Genomic DNA, 26,030 nt, shown 5'->3' with positions numbered 1-26,030 from the left:
AAGAAAACATCCAAATTGGATGTTTTCTTTTTACTATACCCTATTAAATACGAACTACGCGTCCGTTGAATTTTTGTTTCCAGTAGCCGCTGCTCATGTTTGCAATTGCAACACCTGTTGAGCTTTGAGCACCGATGAACTTGCCGCCGCCTACATAAATACCAACGTGTCCGTCTTTTTTATATGTATCGAAGAAAACAAGATCTCCAGGCTGCATTTGACTAGAAGACACTTGCGTTCCAGCATGCTTTAACGTTTCTGTACTTACAGATCCAAGAGGCCCAAGGTTAACACCAACTTGAGAATATGCCCAGTGTACAAATGACGAGCAGTCAAATAAACCGTGGTTAATATCAGACTGGCTGCGTCCTCCGCCAAATACGTAAGCAGAGTTTCCAATCCAGCGGTTTCCTACCGTTACAACATTGCTAGCTTTTGGAGCCGGAGCGCTTGTAGGTGCCACATCATTGCTGCTTGCTTTTGGTGCTTCTGCCTTAGCAGAAGATGAATCGGCTTTTTCAGCTGGTGTCGCCGCTGCTTTTTGAGCTTGTTCGGCTGCTTTCTTAGCTGCCTCTTTAGCCGCTTGTTCAGCTGCTTTTCTTGCTGCTTCTTCCGCCGCTTTTTGATCTTTAATATTTTGTTCAAGCGTAGACTGTTCATTCGCAAGAGAGCTGTCTTTTGATTGTAGAGAAGCTTTTAGTTCTTCATTTTTTGCTTCTTTATCTTTTAGTTCTTTTGCTAACGCATCTTTTTGTTTCTTTTGAGCTGCTAGCTGGACAGTCATTTCATCCAGTTCTGCCTTCATATCTTCTAAGCTAGCTAACTTAGATTTAACATCTGCTTGTTTTGTTTTTAGTTCGTCTTGCATATTTTTAGTTTCTGTTAAAATACCGCGGTCTGCATCTACAATCGTCGAAACAGCTAGCGCGCGGTCTACAAAATCACCAAAACTTGAAGAACCAAGTAAAACTTGTAAATACTCTACGTTACCGCCGCTTTCTTGCATGGAACGTGCACGATCTTTTAAAATATCATTTCGCTTTTCAAGTTTTTCTTGAAGCAGCTTAATTTCTTTTTCAAGTTGCTCTACTTGTTTAGACGTTTCTTTAATATCCGCTTCTGTTTTTTCGGCTTTTTTATTATTTTCTTCTTCTGCTAATGTTAATCGCTCAAGCTGTGCTTTCATTTGATCTTGTTCTGCTTGAAGGCGTGTTAATTCATCAGAAGCTGCTTTGATGTTAGATTGCACATCTTGGCGTTGATTTTGAATTTGAGATTTTTGTGATTCCATATCCTGAATGGTAGAGGCATACGCTGGAGTTGATAAAACTCCTCCTAGGCCTAATAAAACCGTTGTGTTAAGTAAAAGCATTTTCTTTTTCAATATGAATTCCTCCGCTTTCTCGCTCTGTTAAACTAGTAATTTCTAATTATGTATCAATATGTATAAAAGTCTGACAATTTATGTAAAGTTCACTGTATTTGTCGATAAATAGCTAAATATGCTAATGAAAATCTACGAAAATTATACCACGATAAGCGTTCAAAAAAAGAATAACAATATTACAATTGTATTTCAGTAATGTAACATTTAACGCTTGTGTATACATTCACTTCTTGCCTGCAAAAATATACCTTTATTTCCCCATGCCAGTGAAAGATCTATCAAGCTTCAAACAGCAGTGTTTTTAGCGTTATAAAGTAGAAAATTATTATTGTTTAAGCTGTTTAGATTTAAGATATTTCTAAAAGAAACGTAACAACTCTTTAACATATTCGTCTATTTTTACCCTTTATCTACCGTTTTTACAATATTTGAAAATGATTTTCTGGAATAACAATGAATTTATTTCTATTCGATGTTTGAAGAAGTTCAAAAAGAGGGCAATAGGCAATTTTCAAACAATATTCGACAACGCTTGGATGAAGCCATACAAAAAACCTTCTCGCCTCATGGCGAGAAGGTTTTTTTAATCACGCTGCTGATAATAATGTTCTAAAGCTACAATTGCGCTTCCCATTCGCTCTTGATCAGGAATAACAATACGATCTACTCCTTCTTCTTTTAAAGCAGCAGCGGTTACTTTCCCAACGGCCACAGCTACTACAGAGCTTTCAAAGAGTTCTCGAATGTGATCAGCTTGTCCGTGTTCTCTTGCAAATAAAAATAAAAATCGGGCTTGGGGAGCACTTGTGAAATTAACTGCATCGACTTTTCCGCTTGTTAATTCGTTTATAAGCTGTTCCATGACTTCTGCTTTTGGAGGAATATGCTGATACGGTAAAATCTCTTTAAATTGGGCTTTTTGATTCGAAAGAAAATCAATCAATTTTGGTGCAGGATCTCCGTGAAGCTGAAGCGCTACATGCTTTCCTTCAAAAGAAAACGAATGAAGCGCCCTGACTAGTCCCGCTGTACTTCCATCATCATCTCGAACGGTTGGAGTAACACCGAGCTTTTTTAACATATTTACGGTTTTATACCCGCGTGCAGCAATATTAGCTGCTTGTAAAGAAGAAAGGAATTCATCAGCTAGTCCTAGCTTATCTGCTGTTTTATATAAAATTTCCGTCCCGACGCCTGTCGTAAAAATAAACCAATCATAATTTCCTTTTACCAGTTCTTTAATATCTGCTTCTAAGTGTGTGTCATCTAAAAAGATGGTTCCTTGTGCAGGTCGTACAAGCGGTGTCCCGCCAAGGTTTTCAACAATTTTGCTGATTTCTTCTACTTTACGCTGACCTACGAGTGCGACTGTTTTACCTTCTAATCGTTTCAATGGTTTACCTCCATTTTTCTATGTATGCTACTTTAATGAACCTTGATAACCGAGTTTTTCAGAAATTAGGCTCGCCGCTTCTGTTACTTTTTGAATAATGAACGGCAGTCTGTCTCCTTGAAATCTCGCTTCAATTCCCGCTACGCTAATGCCTGCAACCACTTCATTTTGATGATTTACAATCGGCGCGCTCACGGATGTTGTAAAGTTTTCTAATTCAGAGGTGCTAATGGTATACCCTTTTTCTTTTGCTTCTTTTAATACATTTCTTAGTTTCTTTTGATCTGTAATGGTTCCAATACCTATTGGAGTTAGCTCCGTTTGAGTAATATATGCCTCTTGTTCTTTTTCGGGTAAATGCGCCAAAATAATGCGTGAACAAGCTCCTGCATAAAGAGGTGAACGCCTTCCAATTGATGTATAGAGACGCACGGGATGAAGCGTATCTACTTTTTCAATATACATGGCTTGATCCCCATCTCGTACAATTAGATTAACCGCTTCTTCTACTTCGTCTCGGAGCGTTTCCATTACGGGCTTTGCGATATTTCTAATATCTAAGCGATTAGCCACTAGCTGACCAAATTGCAAGAATAAAAGTCCTAGCGAATAGTATCCTTGCGCGTCTTTTGTTAAAAATCCCATCTCTTCAAGCGAACCAACCATTCGATGTAAAGAAGTTTTCGGAACGCCTGAATATTCCATCATTTCTGTGAAGGTCAGCTTAGGGTGGTTGATAAAAAGCGTGAGAATCTGCATGGATTTAACGACTGTTTTATTGTTAGCTTGCATAAAACCTTCTCCCTTATTTGTGCGAATACATGTATTTGATAGACGTATAGCTTACTAGCTAATCATATGTTCTTTTTATTATACATGAAGAAAAAAAGGAAAGCACTCCCTTATAAGAGCACTTTCCTTTCTTACACCGTTTCTAGTTCTTTAATTGAAATAGGGTTACTTTCTAGAAATTTGGTTGTAAAATCCCCTTCTTTAAAAGAAGGATGATTCAGTAATTCTAAATGAAAAGGAATGGTTGTGTGAATACCTATAATGATAAATTCTTCGAGTGCACGTTTCATTCGTTGAATCGCTTCATTTCGGTCTTTCCCTGTTACAATTAATTTCGCCACCATTGAATCATAAAATGGAGAAATTTCATAGCCTGGGTAAACCGCGCTGTCTACACGAACGCCGTAGCCGCCAGGAGGTAAATACATCTCGACTTTTCCAGGAGAAGGCATAAAGTTTTTAGCCGGATTTTCTGCATTGATCCGACATTCAATTGCCCATCCCTTTAACTGAACATCCCGCTGAGCAAATGATAGCGGGTAGCCTGCTGCTACTGAAATTTGTTCTTTAATTAAGTCGATGTTTGTTACAAGTTCTGTAACAGGGTGTTCAACTTGAATCCGTGTGTTCATTTCCATAAAGTAAAAATGTCCGTGTTTATCTAACAGAAACTCCACCGTTCCCACACCTGTATAATCGACTGCTTTAGCTGCCGAGACTGCCGCCTTGCCCATTTTCGCACGAAGATTTTCATCTACTGCAGGAGACGGAGCTTCTTCTACTAATTTTTGATGACGTCGCTGAATCGAACAATCTCGTTCACCTAAATGAACTACATTACCTTCTTCATCAGCAATAATTTGAATTTCGATATGTTTCGGTTCTTCTAAATATTTTTCAAGGTATACTCCGCCGTTTCCAAAAGCTGTTTCTGCTTCGTGCTGAGCTTGACGAATCGCTTTTTCTAGCTCCTCTTCGCTATGAGCTAGCCGCATTCCTTTTCCGCCGCCGCCCGCTGTAGCTTTTACAATGATTGGATAGCCTATTTCTCTTGCTACTGGAATAGCGGTGCTGCTATCTTCAATCAGTCCTTCAGTGCCAGGTACAATAGGCACACCGGCTTGTTTCATTGTTTCTCTTGCTACAGCTTTTGCTCCCATTTTACGGATGGCTTCCGCTTTTGGACCAATAAAGGTAATATCATAGGATTCACACATCTCAGCAAAATCAGCATTTTCAGCTAAAAATCCGTAGCCGGGATGAACAGCGTCTGCCTTGGTTACTTGTGCTACGGTAAGCAAATTCCGAATATTTAAGTAGCTTTCTTTAGAAGACGTTTTACCAATACAAAATGCCTCATCTGCTAGCTTTACGTGAAGTGCATCTTTGTCTGCTTCTGAATACACGGCCACGGTTGCAATTCCCATCTCTTTACAAGCTCGAATGATACGAACTGCAATCTCACCGCGGTTTGCGATTAACACTTTTTTGAACATAGTGGCTCCTCCTGACAATATGTATACTTTAATATGATTTTACGGTAAATAGAGGCTGTCCAAACTCAACAACATCTCCGTCTTTCACAAGAATTTCAAGCACTTCTCCGTCCATTCCTGCATCTACTTCGTTAAACAGCTTCATCGCTTCAATTACACATACAACATCTTTACGTTCAATAGTTTGTCCTACTTGAACAAACGGATCAGCGTCTGCTTCTGGCTTGGCGTAAAAGGTTCCAACCATTGGTGATAAGATTTGTTTTTCATTATTCTCTGTTGCGTTTACAGACATAGAATCTTGAGGCGTTTGCTCAGCAGCAGCGGCTTTTACTTCCTCTGTTTTTACTTCTGTAACAGCTGTGTCTTCTAAAGGAATTCCCGCTTTATCAATGACAACTTTTGTTCCTTCATGTTCAATATGGAGCTTTTGAATACCAGATTCATTCATTAATGAAACAACTTCTTGCAATTCACGTACGTTTATCATTTCTTGTCACTCCCGTTTTATGTTATTTAGTTGACGCAAGGTTAATAGCAATCTTCAATTCTTGAAGCAACTGTTCTTTTTCTAAATAGATTTTTTCTGCTTCATGAAGCGAAATGTGAGAAAAATAGATGGATTCTCCGGGCTTTACTTGAGCTAAAAGCGGTAAATCCGCTGTGATGACTTGAGCGATTTTAGGATATCCTCCTGTAGTTTGACGGTCTGCTAACAGGATAATGGGATTTCCATCTGGCGGGACTTGAACAGAACCTTGTGAGACGGCTTCAGACAATAGCTCTTTTTTTTCTTGAAGCTGAAGAGAAGGTCCATCCATTCGATAACCCATTCGATCTGATTGATTTGATACTTTAAAGGGTTCTTGAGTAAAATGACTTTGGCTTTCAGCTGTAAATAAATCAAATTGACCCCCATTCATAACACGGACACTTGGTTTCTTTGTAAAATGGACAAATTCTTTATAATTTACGGACCATGAAGAAGTATATACTCCGTTTATCAGTTCATTGGAAAGAAAAGCAGGCTTTGAAGCAGCAGGAACAGATAGAGGTAAAACGTCGTCTGTTTGTAATGCTCTTCCTTTATAGCCACCAATTTCCCCCCTCAAATACGTGCTTTTACTATTTAACACTTCATTAATAGAAAATCCTCCAGCTACAGATAGATAGGAACGACAACCAGTTCTACAAGGCCCAAATGATAAAGTGCCTCCTTTTGGAATAAATAAAGGTTTCCACATCGGGACTGGCTTTCCGTTGACCGAAGGAGTTAAATCTCCACCTGTGATCGCTACTAAACAATCACTTTCTATTTCAAGGGTAGGCCCCATTAGCGTAACTTCAAGTCCCGCTTCTTTTTCATCGTTACCAACTAGTAAATTAGCAATTCGAAGAGAATAAGAATCCATTGCACCGCTTACAATTACACCGTGCTGCTGAAATCCTTTTCTTCCCAAATCTTGAATGCTTGTTAATAACCCGGCTTTACTAACTCTTATACTCATTTTTCCCCCTCCTTTGCCTGTAGTTCTTGATACTCTTCTTTAGAGATAGGCTCAAATTTTACAATATCTCCAGCCTGCAGCAAACTTGGAGGATTTTGCTCCGGCAAAAACAGTTTAATCGGCGTTTGACCAATTAGCTGCCATCCTCCGGGAGTGGAAATAGGATACACTCCTGTTTGCATTCCTGCAATACCAACCGAACCTGCAGGAATAGAGGTGCGAGGAGACGAGCGGCGAGGCGTAGCAATTTTTTCAGATAGTCCTCCGAGAAACGGAAATCCAGGAGCAAATCCAATCATGTACGCTAAGTATTCGCCTTCAGAATGAATACTTATTACCTCTTCAGGTGTTAAGTTATGGTGACGAGCGACATATTCAAGATCAGGTCCATACTCTCCTCCGTAGCAAACTGGAATGGAAACCGTACGATGGTCTAACTCTTTTTCTGTCTGTTCGTTCTCTAATTTGCTTTGAAGGATAGAAGACACTACTTCAAAAGGAGACACAAATTCTTTTTTCTCCTTCTTTTTCACGGCTGCTACCACTTCAAGAGGGTTATAAAAGATCGTAAGGTTCGTAAATGCCGGCACGCATTCAATAAACCCAGGGAAAGGATTTAATTCTATTGAATCTTTACACGTTTTGATTTGTTTATGAATATCGTACTGAATACTATCTCCAAACGTTATAACAAGCGCTGAGTCGCCAAGCGGAGAAATAACAGCTGACGCTTTTGTTACGGTTTGATTCATATCTACACCTCTTTCTTTTATAAAACACCTAGTTTTTCATCTCGAATATCTGTAATAAACATATGTCCAGGAGCATGTGTAATCATAATAGAAGGTTTTGTTTCCATTGCTACAGCTTGAGGAGTTACACCACAAGCCCAGAACACGGGAACTTCGCCTTCTTTGACGGAAACAGCATCGCCAAAATCCGGAGAGTGAAGGTCTTCAATGCCTATTGCAGCGGGGTTTCCAATGTGAACAGGTCCTCCGTGCACAGCTGGAAAACGTGAAGTTACTTGCGCTGCCCGCACTACGTCTTGCTGAGGAATTGGGCGCATACTAACGACCGTCGAGCCGTAGAATATTCCCGCTTCAGCGCATGAAATATTTGTTTTATACATAGGAACATTACAGTTTTCTTCAATGTGACGAACAGGTATGCCGTTGTTTAAAAGTGCGTGTTCAAATGTAAAACTGCAGCCGATGAGAAAAGCTACCATATCTTCTGTCCAATAGCCTTTGATATCGGTTACTTCTTTTACCAGTTCCCCATTTTCATAGATTCGATACTTCGGAATGTCTGTACGAATATCTCCGGACGGAGCCGCAAACTTTGGAACAGGAGATCCAACGTCCGTTACATCTAAAAGAGGACAAGATTTAGGATTACGCTGACAGAACAATAGAAAGTCAAAGGCTTGTTTCTTTGGTAAAATAGCTAAATTAGCTTCAGCATAGCCGTTTGCCATGCCTGCCGTTGGGTGAATAAGCTGGTTGTTACGGATTTGCTGACGAAGTTCAGCTGGAGTTAGTTGTGAAAGGTTTGTCATATTTCTATCTCCCATCATTGCCCGCACGCAACTTGCGTGCGGGCACCTTGTTTTATTTAAATAATTGAGGAAGTTGATCCATTAACGTATAACCGCCCATTAAAGCCATCACAATAACGACCAGTACACCAGAAATGGTTAGCCATAAAGGATGCTTATATTCGCCAACGATACTTTTTTTGTACGCAGCAACTAGTAATGTTCCAAGGGCGATCGGAAGAATTAATCCATTAATTGCTCCAACTAACAGAAGAACTTTTACAGGTTTTCCAATTAAGACAAACGACAGAGTTGAAATAATAATAAATCCAATAATAATCCAGTTTGAGTTTTTATTAAGTTTTTCACTAAACGTTTGAATAAACGAAACGGATGTATAAGCAGCTCCCACTACAGACGTAATAGCAGCAGACCACATGACAATGCCAAAGATTTTATAACCGACGTTTCCTGCTGCAAGCTGAAACACGGATGCTGGAGGATTGGCCGGGTCAATTTGTAACCCTTTAGATACAACGCCAAGTACAGCTAAAAACAAAGCGATTCGCATAACGGAAGTGATAAGAATTCCTGTTACAGAACTTTTAGTTACTTGAGGTAAAGAATCGATGCCTTTTACCCCGGCATCTAAAAGACGATGTCCGCCTGCAAAGGTAATATAACCACCAACAGTACCTCCAACAAGCGTAACGATCGCAATGATGTCGATTTGATCAGGTTTAAAAGATTTCACTACAGCTTCTCCAACGGGAGGTGAAGTAGTAGCTGCTACATATAGCATTAGCCCAATCATGACAAAACCTGCAATTTGCGTGAAGCGATCCATTGCTTTTCCAGCTTCTTTTACAACGAAGATTAGCACGGCAATAACTGCACTAATTGCAGCTCCGGCTGTTGGAGAAATACCTGTAATCGCATTTAATCCAAGACCGGCACCGGCAATATTTCCAATATTAAATGCAAGTCCTCCAATTACAATTAAAATAGCGAGCACGTATCCTAATCCGGGAAATACCATATTGGCGATTTCTTGTCCGCGTTTTTCAGAAACGGCAATAATCCTCCATACGTTGGTTTGAGCAAAGATATCAAGAATAATTGAAATTAAAATAACGAATCCAAAGCTTGCGGCTAAATTTTGTGTAAATACGGTAGTTTGAGTTAAAAAGCCTGGTCCAATAGCCGATGTGGCCATTAAAAAAGCGGCTCCAAGCATTAACGTCCAGTTTACTTTAGGTGCAGCCGAAAGCTTTTGCTGAGGTGTTGATTTTTTTATTGGCTCCAATATCATCTTCCTCCTGATTGTATGTAGTTTTTATTGTGAAATAGCCTTAACTACCACTTCTGATGCTTGTAAAGAACGGTTGACATGACGAGCAAATTCAAGTGCGTGAGCCCCGTCTCCGTGAATACAAATCGTGTCTGCCTGCAATTCTACATCCTTGCCTTGCTGAGATTTGACTTTCCCTTCTTTCACCATTGTAATAACTTGAGAAACAGCTTCGTTGTCATTTTCAATTAAAGCATTTGGTTCTGTACGAGGCGTAAGAGAACCGTCTAACTGATAGGTACGGTCTGCAAATACTTCGTTGGCCGTTTTCAAACCAATTCTGTTACCGGCTTGAATCAGCTCACTTCCAGATAATCCAAACAAAATCAGCTCAGGATTTACGTTGTAAACAGCTTTTGCTATTGCTTCAGACAACGCTTTATTTTTAGCAGCCATGTTATATAGTGCACCGTGAGGTTTTACATGCTGCATTGATAACCCTTCTGCTTGCAAAAAACCGTTTAATGCACCAATTTGATAGACTACGATATCGTAGGCTTCCTGAGGTGAAATATTGATGTTTCTGCGTCCGAAACCGATAAGGTCCTGTAGACCAGGATGAGCACCAATTTGCACTTTTTTTTCAGCGGCCAATTTTACCGTTTTTCTCATGACGCTTGGATCCCCTGCATGAAATCCACAGGCTACGTTCACAGACGTCACGTGTTCTAAAATGGCTTCATCATTGCCAATGCGATAAGCACCAAAGCTTTCCCCTAAATCACAGTTTAAATCTACTTTACTCAATGCGTTCTTCCCCCTTAAAAACTTCATTGTAAGCGTAATCATTTGCAGATAGTAAATAAAATCCAAGCTGAATTATCTGCATTAATACTTCAAGTTCCGTTTTTCGGAACTGTAGTACCGTTTTTCAGTTATATTTGGATTTTAGCACGAGATGATGAATTGAACAACAACATTGTCAGAATATTTGACATAGTCATTATTTTTATTTGGATAATACTCCCTTATTTTATTTGTGTTTTCTATCTATAGCCTTAATATAATGCAGCTTCTTAATGTCATTGGACACAGTAAATAACTAGGTTGTCAGAATAATTACTAGTTCAAAATAATCAAAATGAAATTTTCATTGTAATCGTTTTCAAATAGGTGCTATATTTCAATTGTAGTCAATTTATGCAAACGATTGCAAAAAAAGGGGATGAAACGATGAAAGGGAAAAAATGGACAGCTTTAGCTCTAACACTGCCGCTGGCTGCTAGCTTATCAACAGGCGTTCACGCCGAAACCGTACATAAAGGTAAATCTCCAGCTGCAGATAAAAACGGTGTCTTTTATGAGGTGTATGTAAACTCTTTTTACGATGCAAATAAAGATGGACATGGTGATTTAAAAGGTCTTACACAAAAACTGGACTATTTAAATGATGGCAATTCTCATACAAAGAATGATCTTCAAGTAAACGGGATTTGGATGATGCCGGTCAACCCTTCTCCTAGCTATCATAAATATGATGTAACGGACTATTATAACATTGATCCTCAGTACGGAAATCTGCAAGATTTTCGCAAGCTAATGAAAGAAGCAGATAAACGAGATGTAAAAGTTATTATGGACCTCGTTGTGAATCATACGAGCAGTGAACACCCTTGGTTTCAAGCTGCGTTAAAAGATAAAAACAGCAAGTACAGGGATTACTATATTTGGGCTGATAAAAATACCGATTTGAATGAAAAAGGATCTTGGGGACAGCAAGTATGGCATAAAGCACCAAATGGAGAGTATTTTTACGGAACGTTCTGGGAAGGAATGCCTGACTTAAATTACGATAACCCTGAAGTAAGAAAAGAAATGATTAATGTCGGAAAGTTTTGGCTAAAGCAAGGCGTTGACGGGTTCCGCTTAGATGCTGCCCTCCATATCTTTAAAGGTCAAACACCTGAAGGCGCTAAGAAAAATCTCCTGTGGTGGAATGAGTTTAGAGATGCAATGAAAAAAGAAAACCCTAACGTATATCTAACGGGTGAAGTATGGGATCAGCCGGAAGTAGTAGCTCCTTATTATCAGTCGCTTGATTCCCTATTTAACTTTGATTTAGCAGGAAAAATTGTCAGCTCTGTAAAAGCAGGAAATGATCAAGGAATCGCTACTGCAGCAGCGGCAACAGATGAACTGTTCAAATCATACAATCCAAATAAAATTGACGGCATTTTCTTAACCAATCATGACCAAAATCGCGTCATGAGTGAGTTAAGCGGAGATGTCAATAAAGCAAAGTCAGCTGCCTCTATCTTACTTACGCTTCCTGGAAATCCGTATATTTATTACGGTGAAGAAATCGGCATGACCGGTGAAAAGCCTGATGAATTAATCCGTGAACCGTTCCGCTGGTACGAAGGAAACGGACTTGGACAAACTAGTTGGGAAACACCTGTATACAATAAAGGCGGCAACGGCGTGTCTGTAGAAGCACAAACCAAACAAAAGGACTCTTTGTTAAATCATTACCGTGAAATGATTCGCGTGCGTCAGCAGCACGAAGAGTTAGTAAAAGGAACGCTTCAATCTATTTCAGTAGACAGTAAAGAAGTTGTTGCTTATAGCCGTACGTATAAAGGCAACTCCATTAGTGTGTATCATAATATTTCAAATCAACCTGTAAAAGTATCTGTAGCAGCGAAAGGTAAATTGATTTTTGCTAGTGAAAGAGGTGCTAAGAAAGTCAAGAATCAGCTTGTGATTCCGGCGAATACAACGGTTTTAGTAAAATAATTCAAAAAACCTCTAAGTAATTACCAGGTAGTCACTTAGAGGTTTTTTTACCTAGAAGGAATAAAAAAAGGATTCTTTTTATTTATCTATCAGTTAATATACAACGGGTTTCATTCATTTCAAGTCCCTAAAATTCAATATTTATCTACCACTGCTCCTAAACTAGCTGCTTTGACATATGGTTTGTTTTTCAAAGAAAGCAGTTCTTCTTTTGTTCCTGTAACAACTACGCCTATAATCAATCCATTTTTCTGTCTGTTTTTTAAATTTTTCACTTCTCCTGGATCTGTTTTTTTGAGCTCATTCAAAAAGTCTGCTTCTGTTTTAATTTTAGTAGCCGTTAGTTTTGCTCCTAGTTGTGGTGACGGTTTAGAAATACCTAATAACCATCGTCCACTTTCTGGATTGTTTCTGTAACCAGTAGACTTTCCATAGTTATCTACCCAATACCACGTTTGGTGAGTAGATGTAGGCAGCATCTTTTGTACTTCTTTCAATGTGTAATTTTTATTGAGAGATATGGCCATCTCCATGTATTTATCATTTGGATATTTTTTGATCATGTCAAAGTCATTGGCATACAACTTATATTTGTATTTGGGTACGTAAAATAACATCTCACGTTGCCCATTAGGAATATGATAAACTGTCGTGTCATTGACAATTGTACTACTCATGGAGAATGATGCATTAAAATTTCCAAGTAAATCATACGTTATTTCTTCTGTCTCCCAAGGTATCACTTTGTTTTCAATTACTTTAAATACTTCACTCTTAATACTCCCCTTTAAAACTCCAATTGAAATGGTATCAGTGTTAGTGTATGTATTTGGAGACATCATCACCTGATTTTCTGTAATTAACCGATCAGCAAGCTTGTCTCCTTGTGTGTTAATAAAATAATTATTCCCTTTGACAAATAAACCAATAACAAAACAAACTACGAGTGCAGAGATAAAAACTGTTCGTAAAATTGCGCTATACTTTGCTTTTTTCAACGTTCTATGTAAAGACTTTTCATCAAAAATAGAATCTAACTCATCATTCGTTTTTTTCATTACATTCTCTCCTATATATTTCTTTAAATGTTTTCCTAGCACGAGCTAAATATGTTTTTACAGCCTCAGGTTTCATATCTACATATTCGGCAATTTGTTTATAAGACCACTCTAACTCATACTTTAAAAGAAGTAGTTGCTTAAAGGTGGGAGACACCTTTTGAAGGATTCTTCTTACTAGAAGCTGATTTTCTTGTGCAATCATCATCTCTTCAATTAATTGCTCATTGGTAATAAGGTAATCTTCTACTACCACGTACTTAGATTTTTTGTTCTTTCGACAGTAATCGTAATATAAGTTTATAGCCACTTTAAAAAGCCATGATTTATATTTATCGGTATCAATCGATTCAAGATGAAGAAGTAGTTTACAAACAGCTTCTTGAACAATATCTTTAGCTGTTTCTTGGTTTGCACCTTGTTTAATTAAATATGAGTAAAGTTGATTCATGACAATTTTTAGTTGATCGTTTGATAACCGATTTTTCAAATGTTTTTCCTCCTTCCTGTCTTATAACGTCTGAACAGTGAAAAAGTATACAATTATTTCATATTTTTCTATAAAAAAAGAAAAGTAATTGCTTTTTAGGCAATTACTTTCTTAAACAAACAATCAATTTAGTTAATATAAAACAGAATATAGGTATCTACAAAAATAAAAAAGAAGATTATTGTAATCGACCTTGTATATAATTAGGGATCTATATTGAGCTCATTAACTGAAAAAAGTATTCAGACTTCTGAGTTTTATTTAAGCTATACCATGAATCTAATGTATTTGATGCGAATACATCTAATTTTTTTAATACGTCCCTCGCGAATTCTAGAGGTGCTATTCCTGAAGCAGTAATCATGTTATTATCGGATACTACAGGTCCACCCTCATACAACTTCTCCCCTTTATAGTTGGGACAGACCATTTTTGTATATTCTAAGTTATTAAGCGTATGCTTTCTAGAATCTAAGTATCCACTATTTGCAAGGGCATCAGTAGCACCACAAATTGCAGCTACAATAGTACCAAGCTCTAAAACTTCCCCAACTTTTTTCAATATAGGTTGATGAATCTCCTCACTCCATGTATTTCCTCCCGGTAGAATTAAAAGATCTTTATCCAAAAGAGTGCACTCATCAAGAGAAATATCTGGCTGTATACTCAGCCCCCCCATTGTTTTAATAATTTCTTTATTAACTCCTACCGTCATTACTTTTAAAGGGGCTAAACCTTGTCTGAAATATCTTCCTGAATTTAGTTCAGCAATTAAATATCCATACTCCCAATCTGACATTGTGTTAAATACATAAATATAAACTTTTTTAATTTGCATACTAAGCCTCCAGAACTGACGTTCTCTATATTATAACATTTCAAAGACATATATTTATAAAAAATATTAAAATATTCAGAAAATAACTAAAAGGATTGTGAATCATTTGAAAGAAAACAAAATAGAAAAAGTCTTAATAGTAGGATTAACAACTCCACATTATGTATCAACTACTACTCCAATGAGTGATAATTTAGAATTTGAAACGTAGCTCGTATCAGATGCCACAGTTACATTTGCAATAAAAGGAGAAGATCATGCATATTATCCAGCTGAACAAATACATACTGTGTCATTAGCAACTTTAGATAATGAGTTTGCCAAAGTTTTAACAACTGAAGAATTGATCAAAAAGTTAAATTTGACTGAAACAATACAATCATAAGATCTTTATTTTAACTGTATATCTTCTACAAGTGGAGTTACCATAATGTGACTTTTAGGAATAAAAAAAGAACCTTTGTAAAATTAGGGTTCTGATTAAGATTTATTATTTGTGGTATGCAGCCTTTTACAAGCATATAGCTACTTAAGCCTAATTAATGGTTATCGTAAGTTACTTTTAACATGTAATAATAAATTTATAAATTCCCAAATCGCTAATACCACGCCTAATATCAACAAAAATAAACAAATTGAAGAGAAAAGTTGTTGTATCAATTTCACATCACTTTGCTCCTTTAATTAGATAAGTCCCGTATCACTTAGGTCTTTTATAAAACAAGTTTTTTCATGAGCAGTATGAAGTAGAAATAATATCACGACTCATTTTTATTTCTTTTCACCTTGTAGAAAATGAAGCATAAAAGGGCAATAGCGACTAATGGTAGTACGATAGACAAGTGTTGATGTAACCAAAGTAACACTAATTTGATCCCAATTTTTTGGTTAAACCTATAAACCATAAAAGTCCAACCGCCTGAATATAGGGAAGATGCTAAAAAGTTAGCTAGCAAGTTTTTTTTATCGGAAACTTTAAAATTCCGGCTATATAATGAATAGGGTGTCGAACTCCAGGTGCAAAAAAAGCTAACATAATCGCCCCAGCCCCAAAATGATCAAGTAGCTTTTCGGCTTTTTGTAACCATTTCTTCGCCATCCATTTTTCAATTAGAGGCACCTGTCTAAAGAATTTTCCTACTAGAAAGAACCATAGAAAAGCTATAAAGAGTGTAATCCAAGACGATACCCGCACTACATAAGGGTTGATGCCCTTAGAAGCCCAGATACCGACTTGAGTTAGCATTAGAACATCATCAGAAATAGGCGTAAACATAATTTCTACTGATAGTCTAATTAGTTTATAAATCTTCATAAATGGTCTCTTTCTCCTTTGTATCTTGGTGCAAAGGCAACACAACATACATCGTTATCTTGTTTTGCTCGCTTTCTGCCCATATTTCGCCTTGATGAAGTTCAACAATTCGTTTGGCAATGGAAAGGCCAATTCCCGACCCTACGACTTTGCTAGAGCGTGCTTTATCCATTCGATAAAACTTATCAAACAGATGGCTTAATTCTTCAGAAGCAATTTGATCAGTTGTATTAGAAATACGTGCAATGACTTGTTTTTCGTTAGTATAGAGGACTATCTCAATATCTCCACTTTCATGACTGTATTTTTCAGCATTCGAAAGTAGATTATCGAAAACGCGAATCATTTTCTCAATATCTATGGAGATAAAAACAGCCTCATCAGGAATCTCTACTTTTACGGAAAGCCCACGATTTTCAAACATGGGAGTATACTCTCCTACAAGCTGATATAACACCCCACTTAAATCGACTTCTTGAAATTGCATGTCTACGTCAGGTAGAGACAACTTCGTATATTCGAATAGTTCATCCAATAAATTTTTCAATTTGAATGAAATACCGTAGGTGGTTTGAATGTATTGCTCCAGCTCTTCACTATTTTTATACTGTTTATCTTTCAAGAGTGTTAGATATCCAATAATAGAGGTCAATGGAGTTCGTAAATCATGCGAGAGATTTGTAATTAATTCATTTTTGGCTTGTTCCACTTTACGTTCTTTTTCAAAACGTTGCCTCATTTGTTCGGTCATCCAATTGATGTTTTTAGCTAAGAATGACAGTTCATTTTTTCCTTTCACCGGAATGGAATACGTCCAGTCCTTGTTCACAATCCTGTTGATTCCCTCTTCAATCTGCTTAATGTACCGTGTAATAGGCCTTGTCCATAATAAAAACAAGACAAAAAAGATGAGCACACTACCTCCAAGTCCCATATAGACTTGATAAATATATCTATTCGGACTGAAAATAGGATCAAAAGAAGGTCCTTCAATAACGAGGTATCCGATATCATCTTGAAGGGAAAGGAGCGATATAAAAGAAGAATAATGTGTATTAAATGATTGATTACCCGTAGATTCAGCTGTAAGCTTTTGTTTGAGTAAATACTTTATATTGGTACTTTTTATTTTTTTGTTATTTGAGTGAAAAAGAACGTCTCCTTTGGCATTTGCTACTAAGAACCCTAAGTTAGGATGAGCATCCGTTATAGGATTTAGCGTTGAAGCAATGTTATCTATATCATCTAAGCTCATGTGCTTCTCTTCGATTGCATGAGTGAGCTGAACAAGGAGCTTTCTAATAGTCTCTTCCTCTTTTTGTTGCTCTATTTGTTGGTTACGGATATCCCCAAATTGGGGATTTATGAAGATAAAAAGAAAAAAGCTAAGGATAGATACAATCAAGGAGATAATAAAAATAAGGAATAATTTTGTGTTCAAATTGACTGATGGTCGTCCAATTTTGTCTGCATTATTTCTCGTTTTCATGCTTTATAGCCTACGCCCCATACAGTCTGAATATAGATTGGCTTTTTAGGGTTCTCTTCTATTTTGTCTCTAATTTTTGTCATATGGACCATAATCGTATTATCCGACTTATAAAAAGGTTCTTTCCATACAGTTTCATAAATCTGTTGAATACTAAATACTTGTCCTTGATGCTGAAGTAATAAAGAGAGAATTTGAAATTCTTTAGGAGTTAAACGAACCTCTTGATCTCTTACAAACACTTCATTTGTTCTTCCGTCCACTTTTAAGTCTCCCTTTTCTAAGAAGTGGGAAGAAACCTCTCTTTCAGGCGCCATATAGTATCGACGAAGTTGAGATTTTACACGCGCCATCAGTTCTAATGGGTTAAAGGGCTTTGTAACATAGTCTTCTGCTCCACTGGCCAGACCATGAATTTTATCCATATCTTCTGATTTAGCCGATAAAAAGATAATAGGCATGTTATATTCCTCTCTAATTTTTAAGCACGCATCTATCCCATTCATCCCTGGCATCATCACATCTAGAATAATCAGGTCAATTTTTTGTTTTTTTAACATATCTATAGCTGTTGCAGCATTCGGTACATCTACTACTTGATATCCTTCATTTTTTAAATAAATGGACATAAGATTTCTGATTTCGTCTTCATCGTCGACAATAAGGATGGTTCTTTCTGACATGTTTCTTCACTCTTTCTATTCTTAAATTCAATATAAACTAGAGAACATGAATAGGATTAGTTATTACATACGAATACATAAGCTGGTGGAACATTTCTATACACTTTTTCATACTGAATCGTAGTAAAAAAGGATTCAAAGAAAGAGCGTTTTACTTTCGAATATTGGAATGTAATGAACTTGCCTTCTGGTCCCAGCAAAGATCCTGTCTCATGTAAGATCTGTGTAGAAATAGTTCCTGGTAAGCTTGTAAAAGGCAATCCAGATACGATATAGTCTACTTTTTCAATGCCATATTGTTTTAAATAGGCACTTATATTTTCAGCAGAGTCATGAATAATGTACACATTCTCGATATGTCCATATTTCTTCTTTAATATATTATAGAATGTTTCATTGGCTTCTATCGCTAAAAAAATGGTGTCTTTCCGTTTATTTTGAACAATTTCTTCTGTAAATACGCCTGTTCCTGGACCATATTCAATGATACACGTTATTTCCTCAAATGGTATAGGCTTCATCATTTTCTTAGCTAATGATTTAGAGCTCGGCATAATAGCTCCAACTGCACGCGGGTGTCTCATATATTCTTGAATGAAATGCATGGCATTCATGTATTTCTCCTCGTTTCTTTAGATGATAGGTTATAAACATTAATTTAACGCTAAAATCTTAATACGATACGAGGAAAAACCTTAACAATTCTTAAGAAATACTTATGAAAAGATAACTTTTATAAAGAATCTGAAAGTAAACGTTATTTGCTGGTCTTAAAAAAGGAGGGCATTAACTTAACCTAAACCTTCAGTCATTCAGAGAAAACAACCTTTTTAGCACCCCATTTCTTTGCTTGTATACTTGTTAACATAAAACGTCTTATTGGAAATAATGTCTCTATAGAACTATCCCTTCAGTTTTCTATATATACTGAAGGGGTAACCTTAACCCTAAGTATTAATTTTTAAATGTCTAATTCTAGCAATTCATCAGCCTCTTTAAAACCAAACTTTTTATATACGGGCCTACCTAAATTTGAGGCTCCAAGCCAAATTTTTATAATACCTGCTGTTTTCGCCTCAGCAACTAGTTTAGTTAATAACTTAGTGGCAATTCCTTGTCCACGGTAACTTTCTTTCGTATACATATTGGTAATATAAGCCTTTTTGCCACTCTTGTTGGTGTAGGTAGGTGGAAATTCATAAAAGACGATAGCACCAGTTGCAATTATTTCTTCATTATCTTCTACTATCCATTCAATTAGAGAACCATCGCTCATTTTATTAGTAAAGAACTCTTTTAGTTCCGTATCAATCTCTTGATTAGGCTCAATTCCTTCATCAACTAATTGTTTCTTTCTTAAATAAATCAATTGATCAATTTCATTGACAGTGGCTTTACAAAATTTCACCTTTTCATCATCCTTATCTCATATAAAATGGGTCAACAATATATTTTCTTTCCTGCTAACGGTTGTACCAATACCATTTGGTGTATAGCTAAAAATTAATCGTTTTAAGTGGAATATACATGTTTTATTTCTTCTCTTAACACAGAAAAAGCATCTATAATTTTCTGTTGTTCCTCCAATGAAAGTCGCTCTAAAATCATTTTTAACTTTTCTTCATCTAATTCTGTGTTTCGTTTCAAGACTTCTTCGCCGTAAGGAGTAAGTTTTACATAAACAACTCTCTTGTCATAAGCAGAACGTTCTTTTTCTAAGATCCCTTTGTTAATAAGTCTCTTAATATGTTCAGAAGCCGTATGATGGGTAACATCAAGCACTTCTGATAAATCCTTTACCGTTACCTCTTTTTTCTTCTTAATCATTTGCATACATCGAATATTTTGGTGGGTTAACGTTTCTTCATGTTTATAGTGCAAATAAAAATAGATATCGGTTAATGAGTCATTAATTTTCGTAACATCCATATTTTAGTCCTTTCTTATACATCGTTATATACGATATATTAACGATTAATAGGCATAATAACGAGAGAAATAGATATACTAACGCTTATTCTATTAAAAAATGATGCCCTCTAATTATGTCGTCATATGCGATATAATAACAAAAGAAATCAAAGTACACAAGTCCTATATCACATAAAACATTTATCTGTATATATATAGGTTTAGTTCACATAATACGGCTTCTAGGCAACAAAAAAGCTAAGGGTTTAACCCTTACCTTTTTTGGATGTATTTCTCAAATATTTTAAAAATCTTTTATAGTGCGTGATTTTTGACATTAAGAAATCTCAATATAAATTTCTTATCAGACTAATTTTACAATCGTTCTTCCTCTTACATGCCCTTTTAATATGTTAGGAAGAACAGTAGGAAGCTGATTTAAATTAATTTCTTGTGAGATAAAATCTTCAAAATTTGATGGTTTGAAATCTGTTGCTATGCGTTTCCATATTTTCAAACGTGTTTCCATTGGGCAGTATACAGAGTCAATGCCAAGTAAGTTGACGCCCCTTAAAATAAATGGAAAAACAGTAGAGGCCAGTTTTGTCCCAGCTGTTAACCCACTAACAGCAACTGAACCACCATATTGAATCTGACTTAAAACAGAGGACAGAGGATCTCCACCAACAGGGTCAACGGCTGCAGCCCATTTTTGTGCCCCTAAAGCTTTAACCTTTCCTCCATACGTCATATCCCTTGAAATAATGGTATGAGCTCCGAGTTTTCGTAAATACTCATACTCCGATTCTTTCCCTGTGCTAGCTTCTACTTTATAACCCAGAGAGTTTAAAAATGAGACCGCAAAACTGCCAACGCCACCGGTTGCACCTGTCACAAGAACTTTTCCTTTGTCTGGTGACACCCCATTCTCCTCTAGACGTTGTATAGATAGGGCTGCCGTAAAGCCTGCTGTTCCTACTACAATGGCTTCTTTAAGAGTCAAATTTTCAGGTAAAGGTACAATCCAATCACCTGGAATACTGGCATATTCGCTGTATCCACCAAAGTGGGAAACACCTATATCGTAACTTGTTGCAATGACTTCATCTCCTTCATGAAAGCGAGGGTCATTAGAAGAAACGACTACACCTACTAAATCTACTCCTGGTATAAATGGATAATTTCTTACGATTTTACCATCAGGAGTACCTGCTAGCCCATCTTTATAGTTAATCCCTGAATAATGTACCTTGATTAAGACATCACTCTTAGGCAAAAATTCCAGAGAAATATTTTTTACATTCATTGAAAATTCATCATTAACTTTGTCTACTACTAGCGCTTTGAATTGATCTTTCATTTTGTCATTCCTCCTTTGTGAAACTACTTCTAGTATACATTATTATTCTGACCGGTCAAACTTTTTTGACCGGTCAGAATAATTTTTTGTTCAAATTTTATAAAATGTTGTATACTAATTTGTACGTTTAGTTTGCTGGAGGTTTATTATGAAGAAAAAAGCAGAAGAGAGAAAGAATCAAATATTAAGAGCAGCTTTCCAAGCTATGTCAGTACAAGGTTATAATTCGGTTACCTTACAGAGTATTGCTGATCATGCAGAAGTTAGTAAAGGAGTCGTCCATTATTATTTTGAGAATAAGGAAGATACCTTATCTCAACTCCTTGAGTGGCTTACAAATAAAATCTATAACTATGAGCTTGCATCAGTGAATTCAGAGTCTACTCCCTTGGGTAAATTAAAAGCTTATGTAAACTCAGTGTTTGTCGCCCCTGAGAAAAATGCAAAATTTTATAGAGTTTATTTAGATTTCTTGTCTCAGGCAGGTCAAAATGAAACATATAGAAAAATTAATCATCATTTTTATCAAAACTGTTGGGGCATTACATCTGACATTATTACTTCTGGTCAGAAAACAGGAGTGTTTGAACAGAATATTAATATAGAAAACACTTCAAAAACCATGCGCGCTATTATAGATGGATTGCTCATTCAATGGCTAATGAACGAAGATATAAATTCCCATCAATATTACAAAGAGACTTGCTATCAAAGCTTTTTAGACTTGCTAAAAGTTAATTAGATGCTCTTTTTGACTTTTTAATCTGTCTGAACTGTCTACCTTCTATACTTTAAATGATAAACAAGAAGAACAAAGTCTAAAATCAAATGACGCTTTGCTCTTTTTTATAATATGTAATTTCCATAAAAATTAGATAACTAAGGATTTTTATCAGAACAAGCATATGTGTTATAAGCTATCGGTAGAAACAATCCAATAATCAAAGTTAGACATATCATATGCAAAGCTAGTCACCATAATGTGAATTATAAGAAACAAAAAACCTGTATTTAAAAATACAGGTTTTTTCATATTTCTCTTCAAAATATCTATTTGAAAATTATTATTGTTAATAAAAATCATTCATTTCCCACCTCTATAATACCACATTTTTGTATTTTTTTTTAGTCTAGTATTTAAATCTTTTTTCAATAAAATACAGAATATGATTGGTATTCATATAAAAGCAATGAGGGGAGAATTTAAAGGTAGCTAGTGAAGTAGAAATTATAGAATAAAAAATTACAGCACTTGGTTACCAAATTTTATTAAATCCTCCATCTGAAGGGGTTTCCTATGGTAAAAGTAATATAAGGTTATACCACCAACGGGCCATTTTCTGGAATAATCCTTTAAAGGTAAAATAGTATTTGAATGTTAAAATCAAATGTAATTGCAAAAGGAGATTCATAGATGAAAGAAAACCAAATCAGTTTTACCGCGATGATGACAGCTTATATTCGAGGTATTCACTCGAAATATGCAAACCACAAAATTTTCAATGACTTTTTGGCATACGAACTAGTTCCTGAAGAACAAAAAAAATTAATAGAGAAGATTATGCCAAAAGAAGCCTTAATGAATTCTACAGCCTCTATCACCCGTTCTCGATACACAGAAGATTGTTTTATGAAGGCGATTGAAACTGGTGTAGAACAGTATGTAATCTTGGGTGCTGGCTTAGATACTTTTGCATTTAGATATCCTGATTTGTTAAAGAGTCTTAATGTATTTGAACTAGATCATCCTGCGACGCAAAGTTTTAAACGTCAACGTGTCGATAAGGTGGGTTGGGGTCATCCAGAAAACCTACATTACATTTCTATTGACTTCACTCGGGAGGATATAGTAAATAAACTCAATTCATCACTAAACTATTCTGCCTTATCCAAAAGTTTTTTCAGCTGGCAAGGAGTTACAATGTATTTATCCAAAAAAGAAGTATATAAAACACTAGCTAATATACCTAAAGTAACTCCCTCTGGGAGCATGATAGTATTTGATTACTTCAGTGTAGATGAATTTGATGAGGAAACTACTTCCACTGATTTGAAAAAGAAAGAAAAAATGATGAATAAGATAGGAGAGCCAATGAAAACAGGTTTTGATCCAACTAGTATGAAGCAAGAAATGGCAGAACTCGGATTGAAGTTGCTTGAGAATTTAAGCCCGATGGATATTGAGAAACGATATATGACAGAATTAAATGTGAACTTAAAGGCGCATAAAAACGTGTATTTTGCACTAGCTGTAGTTGAATAAACTTTCATATTCTTTAATTTAGAAGTGTAATACTTTATAGAAAAATTGCTAATTTGCCGTCGATAAGAGTAAGCAATAAAGGTAAATACTTTTAAATTTAATATCTAGTTAATATAACAGTTGATCAAAAGATAAAAGATACAATGTGTTATCTGTCTGCAATATCTGATATTGATATTTTGTAATTTTTATGAAAGCTCACTCAAAAGGCATACGTTTTAACACGTATGCCTTTTGAGGTGTTATATTCTTTAATTTTTAACTAATCTTAAGTCAGGAGCATGCGTATTAGTTTATTTACCATAGTACGCTAGTCATGACCTGCTTAAGAGTTAGATGAGGATTTGATTCGCCCTCTTTTGTACGCCATGCTACAAAACCATCTGGTCTTATTAATACAGCTCCTTGAGAGGTAACATCGTACACTGCTTCCCAGCTATCCTCATCCTCACACTCAACACAATCTCCTTGTAAACCGATACCATAAACATTAATAGGAACACCTAAGTGAGAAGATACATTCCGGGTAGCAGTGCGCCAAAGGCTATTATCTTTCCCCGTAAATAAGACGAAATTTTCACCTATTAGATCTAAGGTAGATATACGCTTACCTTGGTACTTCAACCACATATGTGGAGCACGAGTACCTGGCCTTCCGTTTAGTTCTAATTGATCCATTCTATGCGGCGTATCGGAGTTTTCCTTGATAATTGCTGTTGAGTTATATTTATACCCTACAGTAACTGCAGTATGATCCATACTATTGAGGGTGCTTACACCTTTCTTTATAACATTAAATAACAAATCACTGGCATATTTCGTTGTTACTTCTGCAGCATAGTGTCTTTCATTATGATAAGTTTGGAGCAATCGTGAATGAGCTTGTTTGTGTATCACTGCAGCAAGTTTCCAAGCTAAATTATGAGCATCTTGAATACCTGTATTTGAACCAAATCCTCCGGTAGGTGGCATAAGATGAGCTGCGTCTCCAATTAGAAAGACTCGACTATCTTGAAAACGAGTGGCTGTCTGTTCTGCAGCTGCCCAAGGTAAAATACTGAAGATGACAATATCAAGATTTGAAACTCCTATAGCTTTTTTTAAAATCTCACAGCATCGCTCTTCAGAAAAATCTTCTGGACTTTCTCCAGTTGAGGGATTATAGGCCACATGATAAATCCATTCATCACGATTGTTAACAGTGACGAGCGCACCAAATACTTCTGGATTTAGGATTTGAATCCAGCCAAACTGGCTAGGTTTCAGAAAGCGACTTAGATCAGCCTGAAAATAGATGTTGATATAATGTCCGCCGATCACTCCTCTTCCTGTAGTTGGAATTTTTGTATGTTGACGAATTGTGCTTTTAGCACCATCTGCCGCAATTAAATAATCACTTCGAATTTTTTCTTTCGTTCCTGTCTCTCTATTTATTATAGTTGCTGTAACTCCTAAATCGTCTTGTTGATACTCTATAAGTTCAGTATTATAGCGTATATGCCCTTTTCCCTCTTTAGCAGCTTGAAGAAGGATAGGTTCTAGTTCAATTTGATAACAAGATGCTGGCTTTGAAGGGCTCACCTTTTCAAAATTTTCTATTCTCTCTTTTTCAAGAGATTTTTGGGAATTCTCCGCAGTTTCTAATTTCTCAGGGTCTATGCTTTTGATTGTCTCTACAGCAATCCTTCCACGAATATTATCTAATGGTTTGCTAGCAGTCCGGATAGCTGCCTCCAATCCAAGTTGTCGAAATATTTCCATCGTACGAAATGTAATCCCTCCAGCTTTTGGATGGATAGCTGTACCAGTGTGTTTTTCAATCAGTAAATAATCAACGTTATGACGTGCCAAAAAGAGAGCAGAGGTAAGTCCACTAAGACCACCACCTACTATTAAAACAGGAACATGTTTGTGTATCATAGAAATTTTCCTTTCAAATTTAAATGTACCCATGGGTCTTACTGAATTCAGTAATCAAACTATAACCTAAAAAAAAATGAAATTGTAGACTGTTTTTAGGTTATGTTTTATAATGATAATAGAGTACGCCCCAAATAAGGGGCGTTTTTTTCTATAACTTTTAAAAGAATATTCACTAATGTTAATGGAAACAACAAACACTTCCTGACTTTATACATGTGTTCTATTCTGTATTATCTTACTGTCTGTGTCCTTCTATTTTATACATGTTAAGTTCTCATAATGGATTTTATCGGTAGGGAATATAAAAGTAATCGTTTTCATTTTTTACTTTCTCAAAATGATTTGATAGGTTATAATAAATGCCTACAAAAATATTAAATGATATGTAAGTAACAAGCAATTACACCCTTAATATTTAACTAAAAGAAAAATCCACCTCTCAAATTAGGTGGGTTTTTCTTCTTTAAATGTATGTGATGCACATCCTTAGTTAATAT

The 26,030-nt window shown here is 36.2% G+C and carries 25 protein-coding genes; 3 read left to right on the top strand and 22 right to left on the bottom strand.

The features are described 5' to 3' along the window. Positions 1–43 precede the first annotated feature (43 nt). From WKH56_RS16280 to pxpA, 10 genes are all read right to left on the bottom strand, one after another. On the bottom strand, positions 44–1,384 hold the full coding sequence (locus WKH56_RS16280) for a coiled-coil domain-containing protein (RefSeq protein WP_342836097.1): 1,341 nt from the start codon (positions 1,382–1,384) through the stop codon (positions 44–46). Between the two features lie 586 nt (positions 1,385–1,970). Beyond that, entirely contained in the window at positions 1,971–2,780 is an 810-nt protein-coding gene (locus WKH56_RS16275) for a uroporphyrinogen-III synthase (protein ID WP_342836096.1), read from the bottom strand. Between the two features lie 27 nt (positions 2,781–2,807). Next, positions 2,808–3,572, bottom strand: a complete 765-nt coding sequence (locus WKH56_RS16270) for an IclR family transcriptional regulator (RefSeq protein WP_033579070.1) — start codon at positions 3,570–3,572, stop codon at positions 2,808–2,810. Positions 3,573–3,703: 131 nt separating this feature from the next. Then, the gene (gene accC, locus WKH56_RS16265) at positions 3,704–5,068 is read right to left on the bottom strand and encodes an acetyl-CoA carboxylase biotin carboxylase subunit (RefSeq protein ID WP_274863947.1); all 1,365 of its coding nucleotides are present in this window, start codon (positions 5,066–5,068) and stop codon (positions 3,704–3,706) included. Positions 5,069–5,096: 28 nt separating this feature from the next. Further along, the gene (gene accB, locus WKH56_RS16260; RefSeq protein WP_274863948.1) at positions 5,097–5,558 is read right to left on the bottom strand and encodes an acetyl-CoA carboxylase biotin carboxyl carrier protein; all 462 of its coding nucleotides are present in this window, start codon (positions 5,556–5,558) and stop codon (positions 5,097–5,099) included. A 22-nt stretch (positions 5,559–5,580) separates the two neighbouring features. After that, the gene (locus WKH56_RS16255) at positions 5,581–6,576 is read right to left on the bottom strand and encodes a 5-oxoprolinase subunit C family protein (protein ID WP_274863949.1); all 996 of its coding nucleotides are present in this window, start codon (positions 6,574–6,576) and stop codon (positions 5,581–5,583) included. Beyond that, on the bottom strand, positions 6,573–7,328 hold the full coding sequence (pxpB, locus tag WKH56_RS16250) for a 5-oxoprolinase subunit PxpB (RefSeq protein ID WP_034266379.1): 756 nt from the start codon (positions 7,326–7,328) through the stop codon (positions 6,573–6,575). Before pxpB ends, WKH56_RS16255 begins: the two co-directional genes overlap by 4 nt. 17 nt (positions 7,329–7,345) lie before the next feature. Next, a complete protein-coding gene (locus tag WKH56_RS16245; protein ID WP_342836095.1) occupies positions 7,346–8,137 on the bottom strand; it encodes a putative hydro-lyase in 792 nt (263 codons plus the stop codon). A gap of 52 nt (positions 8,138–8,189) precedes the next feature. Continuing rightward, the gene (locus WKH56_RS16240) at positions 8,190–9,428 is read right to left on the bottom strand and encodes an NRAMP family divalent metal transporter (protein ID WP_033579076.1); all 1,239 of its coding nucleotides are present in this window, start codon (positions 9,426–9,428) and stop codon (positions 8,190–8,192) included. Positions 9,429–9,452: 24 nt separating this feature from the next. After that, positions 9,453–10,214 (bottom strand): 5-oxoprolinase subunit PxpA, encoded by a 762-nt coding sequence (gene pxpA, locus WKH56_RS16235; RefSeq protein ID WP_048020760.1) that lies wholly within the window; start codon positions 10,212–10,214, stop codon positions 9,453–9,455. Positions 10,215–10,607: 393 nt separating this feature from the next. On the opposite strand from pxpA, the gene WKH56_RS16230 reads away from it, so the two are divergent. Beyond that, complete coding sequence (locus WKH56_RS16230) at positions 10,608–12,203, top strand: alpha-amylase family glycosyl hydrolase (protein ID WP_342836094.1); 1,596 nt, start codon at positions 10,608–10,610, stop codon at positions 12,201–12,203. Between the two features lie 134 nt (positions 12,204–12,337). On the opposite strand, the gene WKH56_RS16225 is transcribed toward WKH56_RS16230, so the two are convergent. The 10 genes from WKH56_RS16225 to WKH56_RS16180 all read right to left on the bottom strand — a co-directional run bounded on the left by WKH56_RS16225 (position 12,338) and on the right by WKH56_RS16180 (position 21,347). Then, on the bottom strand, positions 12,338–13,261 hold the full coding sequence (locus WKH56_RS16225; RefSeq protein ID WP_217027741.1) for an anti sigma factor C-terminal domain-containing protein: 924 nt from the start codon (positions 13,259–13,261) through the stop codon (positions 12,338–12,340). Further along, complete coding sequence (locus tag WKH56_RS16220; RefSeq protein WP_342836093.1) at positions 13,245–13,751, bottom strand: RNA polymerase sigma factor; 507 nt, start codon at positions 13,749–13,751, stop codon at positions 13,245–13,247. The genes WKH56_RS16225 and WKH56_RS16220 overlap by 17 nt, the downstream gene beginning before the upstream one ends. Before the next feature lie 211 nt (positions 13,752–13,962). Next, positions 13,963–14,589, bottom strand: coding sequence for a type 1 glutamine amidotransferase family protein (locus WKH56_RS16215; RefSeq protein WP_028413244.1), 627 nt, complete (start codon positions 14,587–14,589; stop codon positions 13,963–13,965). A 949-nt stretch (positions 14,590–15,538) separates the two neighbouring features. Then, positions 15,539–15,904, bottom strand: a complete 366-nt coding sequence (locus tag WKH56_RS16210) for a DedA family protein (protein ID WP_342836092.1) — start codon at positions 15,902–15,904, stop codon at positions 15,539–15,541. Beyond that, positions 15,891–17,393 (bottom strand): sensor histidine kinase, encoded by a 1,503-nt coding sequence (locus WKH56_RS16205; RefSeq protein ID WP_342836091.1) that lies wholly within the window; start codon positions 17,391–17,393, stop codon positions 15,891–15,893. Before WKH56_RS16205 ends, WKH56_RS16210 begins: the two co-directional genes overlap by 14 nt. Beyond that, positions 17,390–18,076, bottom strand: coding sequence for a response regulator transcription factor (locus WKH56_RS16200; protein WP_033579080.1), 687 nt, complete (start codon positions 18,074–18,076; stop codon positions 17,390–17,392). Before WKH56_RS16200 ends, WKH56_RS16205 begins: the two co-directional genes overlap by 4 nt. A gap of 56 nt (positions 18,077–18,132) precedes the next feature. Further along, positions 18,133–18,690, bottom strand: a complete 558-nt coding sequence (locus WKH56_RS16195) for a class I SAM-dependent methyltransferase (protein ID WP_063247944.1) — start codon at positions 18,688–18,690, stop codon at positions 18,133–18,135. Between the two features lie 347 nt (positions 18,691–19,037). Continuing rightward, the gene (locus WKH56_RS16190) at positions 19,038–19,484 is read right to left on the bottom strand and encodes a GNAT family N-acetyltransferase (RefSeq protein WP_243494689.1); all 447 of its coding nucleotides are present in this window, start codon (positions 19,482–19,484) and stop codon (positions 19,038–19,040) included. A gap of 104 nt (positions 19,485–19,588) precedes the next feature. Further along, positions 19,589–20,005 (bottom strand): MarR family winged helix-turn-helix transcriptional regulator, encoded by a 417-nt coding sequence (locus WKH56_RS16185; RefSeq protein ID WP_168760812.1) that lies wholly within the window; start codon positions 20,003–20,005, stop codon positions 19,589–19,591. A gap of 346 nt (positions 20,006–20,351) precedes the next feature. Then, entirely contained in the window at positions 20,352–21,347 is a 996-nt protein-coding gene (locus tag WKH56_RS16180; RefSeq protein WP_028413239.1) for an NADPH:quinone oxidoreductase family protein, read from the bottom strand. Positions 21,348–21,495: 148 nt separating this feature from the next. On the opposite strand from WKH56_RS16180, the gene WKH56_RS16175 reads away from it, so the two are divergent. After that, positions 21,496–22,089, top strand: a complete 594-nt coding sequence (locus WKH56_RS16175) for a TetR/AcrR family transcriptional regulator (RefSeq protein ID WP_168760813.1) — start codon at positions 21,496–21,498, stop codon at positions 22,087–22,089. A gap of 168 nt (positions 22,090–22,257) precedes the next feature. Here the strand turns inward: WKH56_RS16175 and WKH56_RS16170 are convergent, their stop codons facing one another. Further along, on the bottom strand, positions 22,258–22,431 hold the full coding sequence (locus WKH56_RS16170) for a hypothetical protein (RefSeq protein WP_342836090.1): 174 nt from the start codon (positions 22,429–22,431) through the stop codon (positions 22,258–22,260). Between the two features lie 330 nt (positions 22,432–22,761). Here WKH56_RS16170 and WKH56_RS16165 point away from each other — a divergent pair, with 330 nt between their 5' ends. After that, on the top strand, positions 22,762–23,610 hold the full coding sequence (locus WKH56_RS16165; RefSeq protein ID WP_063247942.1) for a class I SAM-dependent methyltransferase: 849 nt from the start codon (positions 22,762–22,764) through the stop codon (positions 23,608–23,610). A gap of 297 nt (positions 23,611–23,907) precedes the next feature. Here WKH56_RS16165 and WKH56_RS16160 read toward each other — a convergent pair whose 3' ends face one another. Beyond that, positions 23,908–25,530 carry an FAD-dependent monooxygenase gene (locus tag WKH56_RS16160; protein ID WP_063247941.1) on the bottom strand — a complete coding sequence of 541 codons (1,623 nt, stop codon included), beginning with the start codon at positions 25,528–25,530 and terminating at the stop codon, positions 23,908–23,910. Positions 25,531–26,030 lie beyond the last annotated feature (500 nt).

Source organism: Priestia sp. SB1 (genome assembly GCF_038898415.1).
Note: the sequence above shows the minus strand (reverse complement) of the source record. Positions and strands in the feature narration are given on the sequence as shown.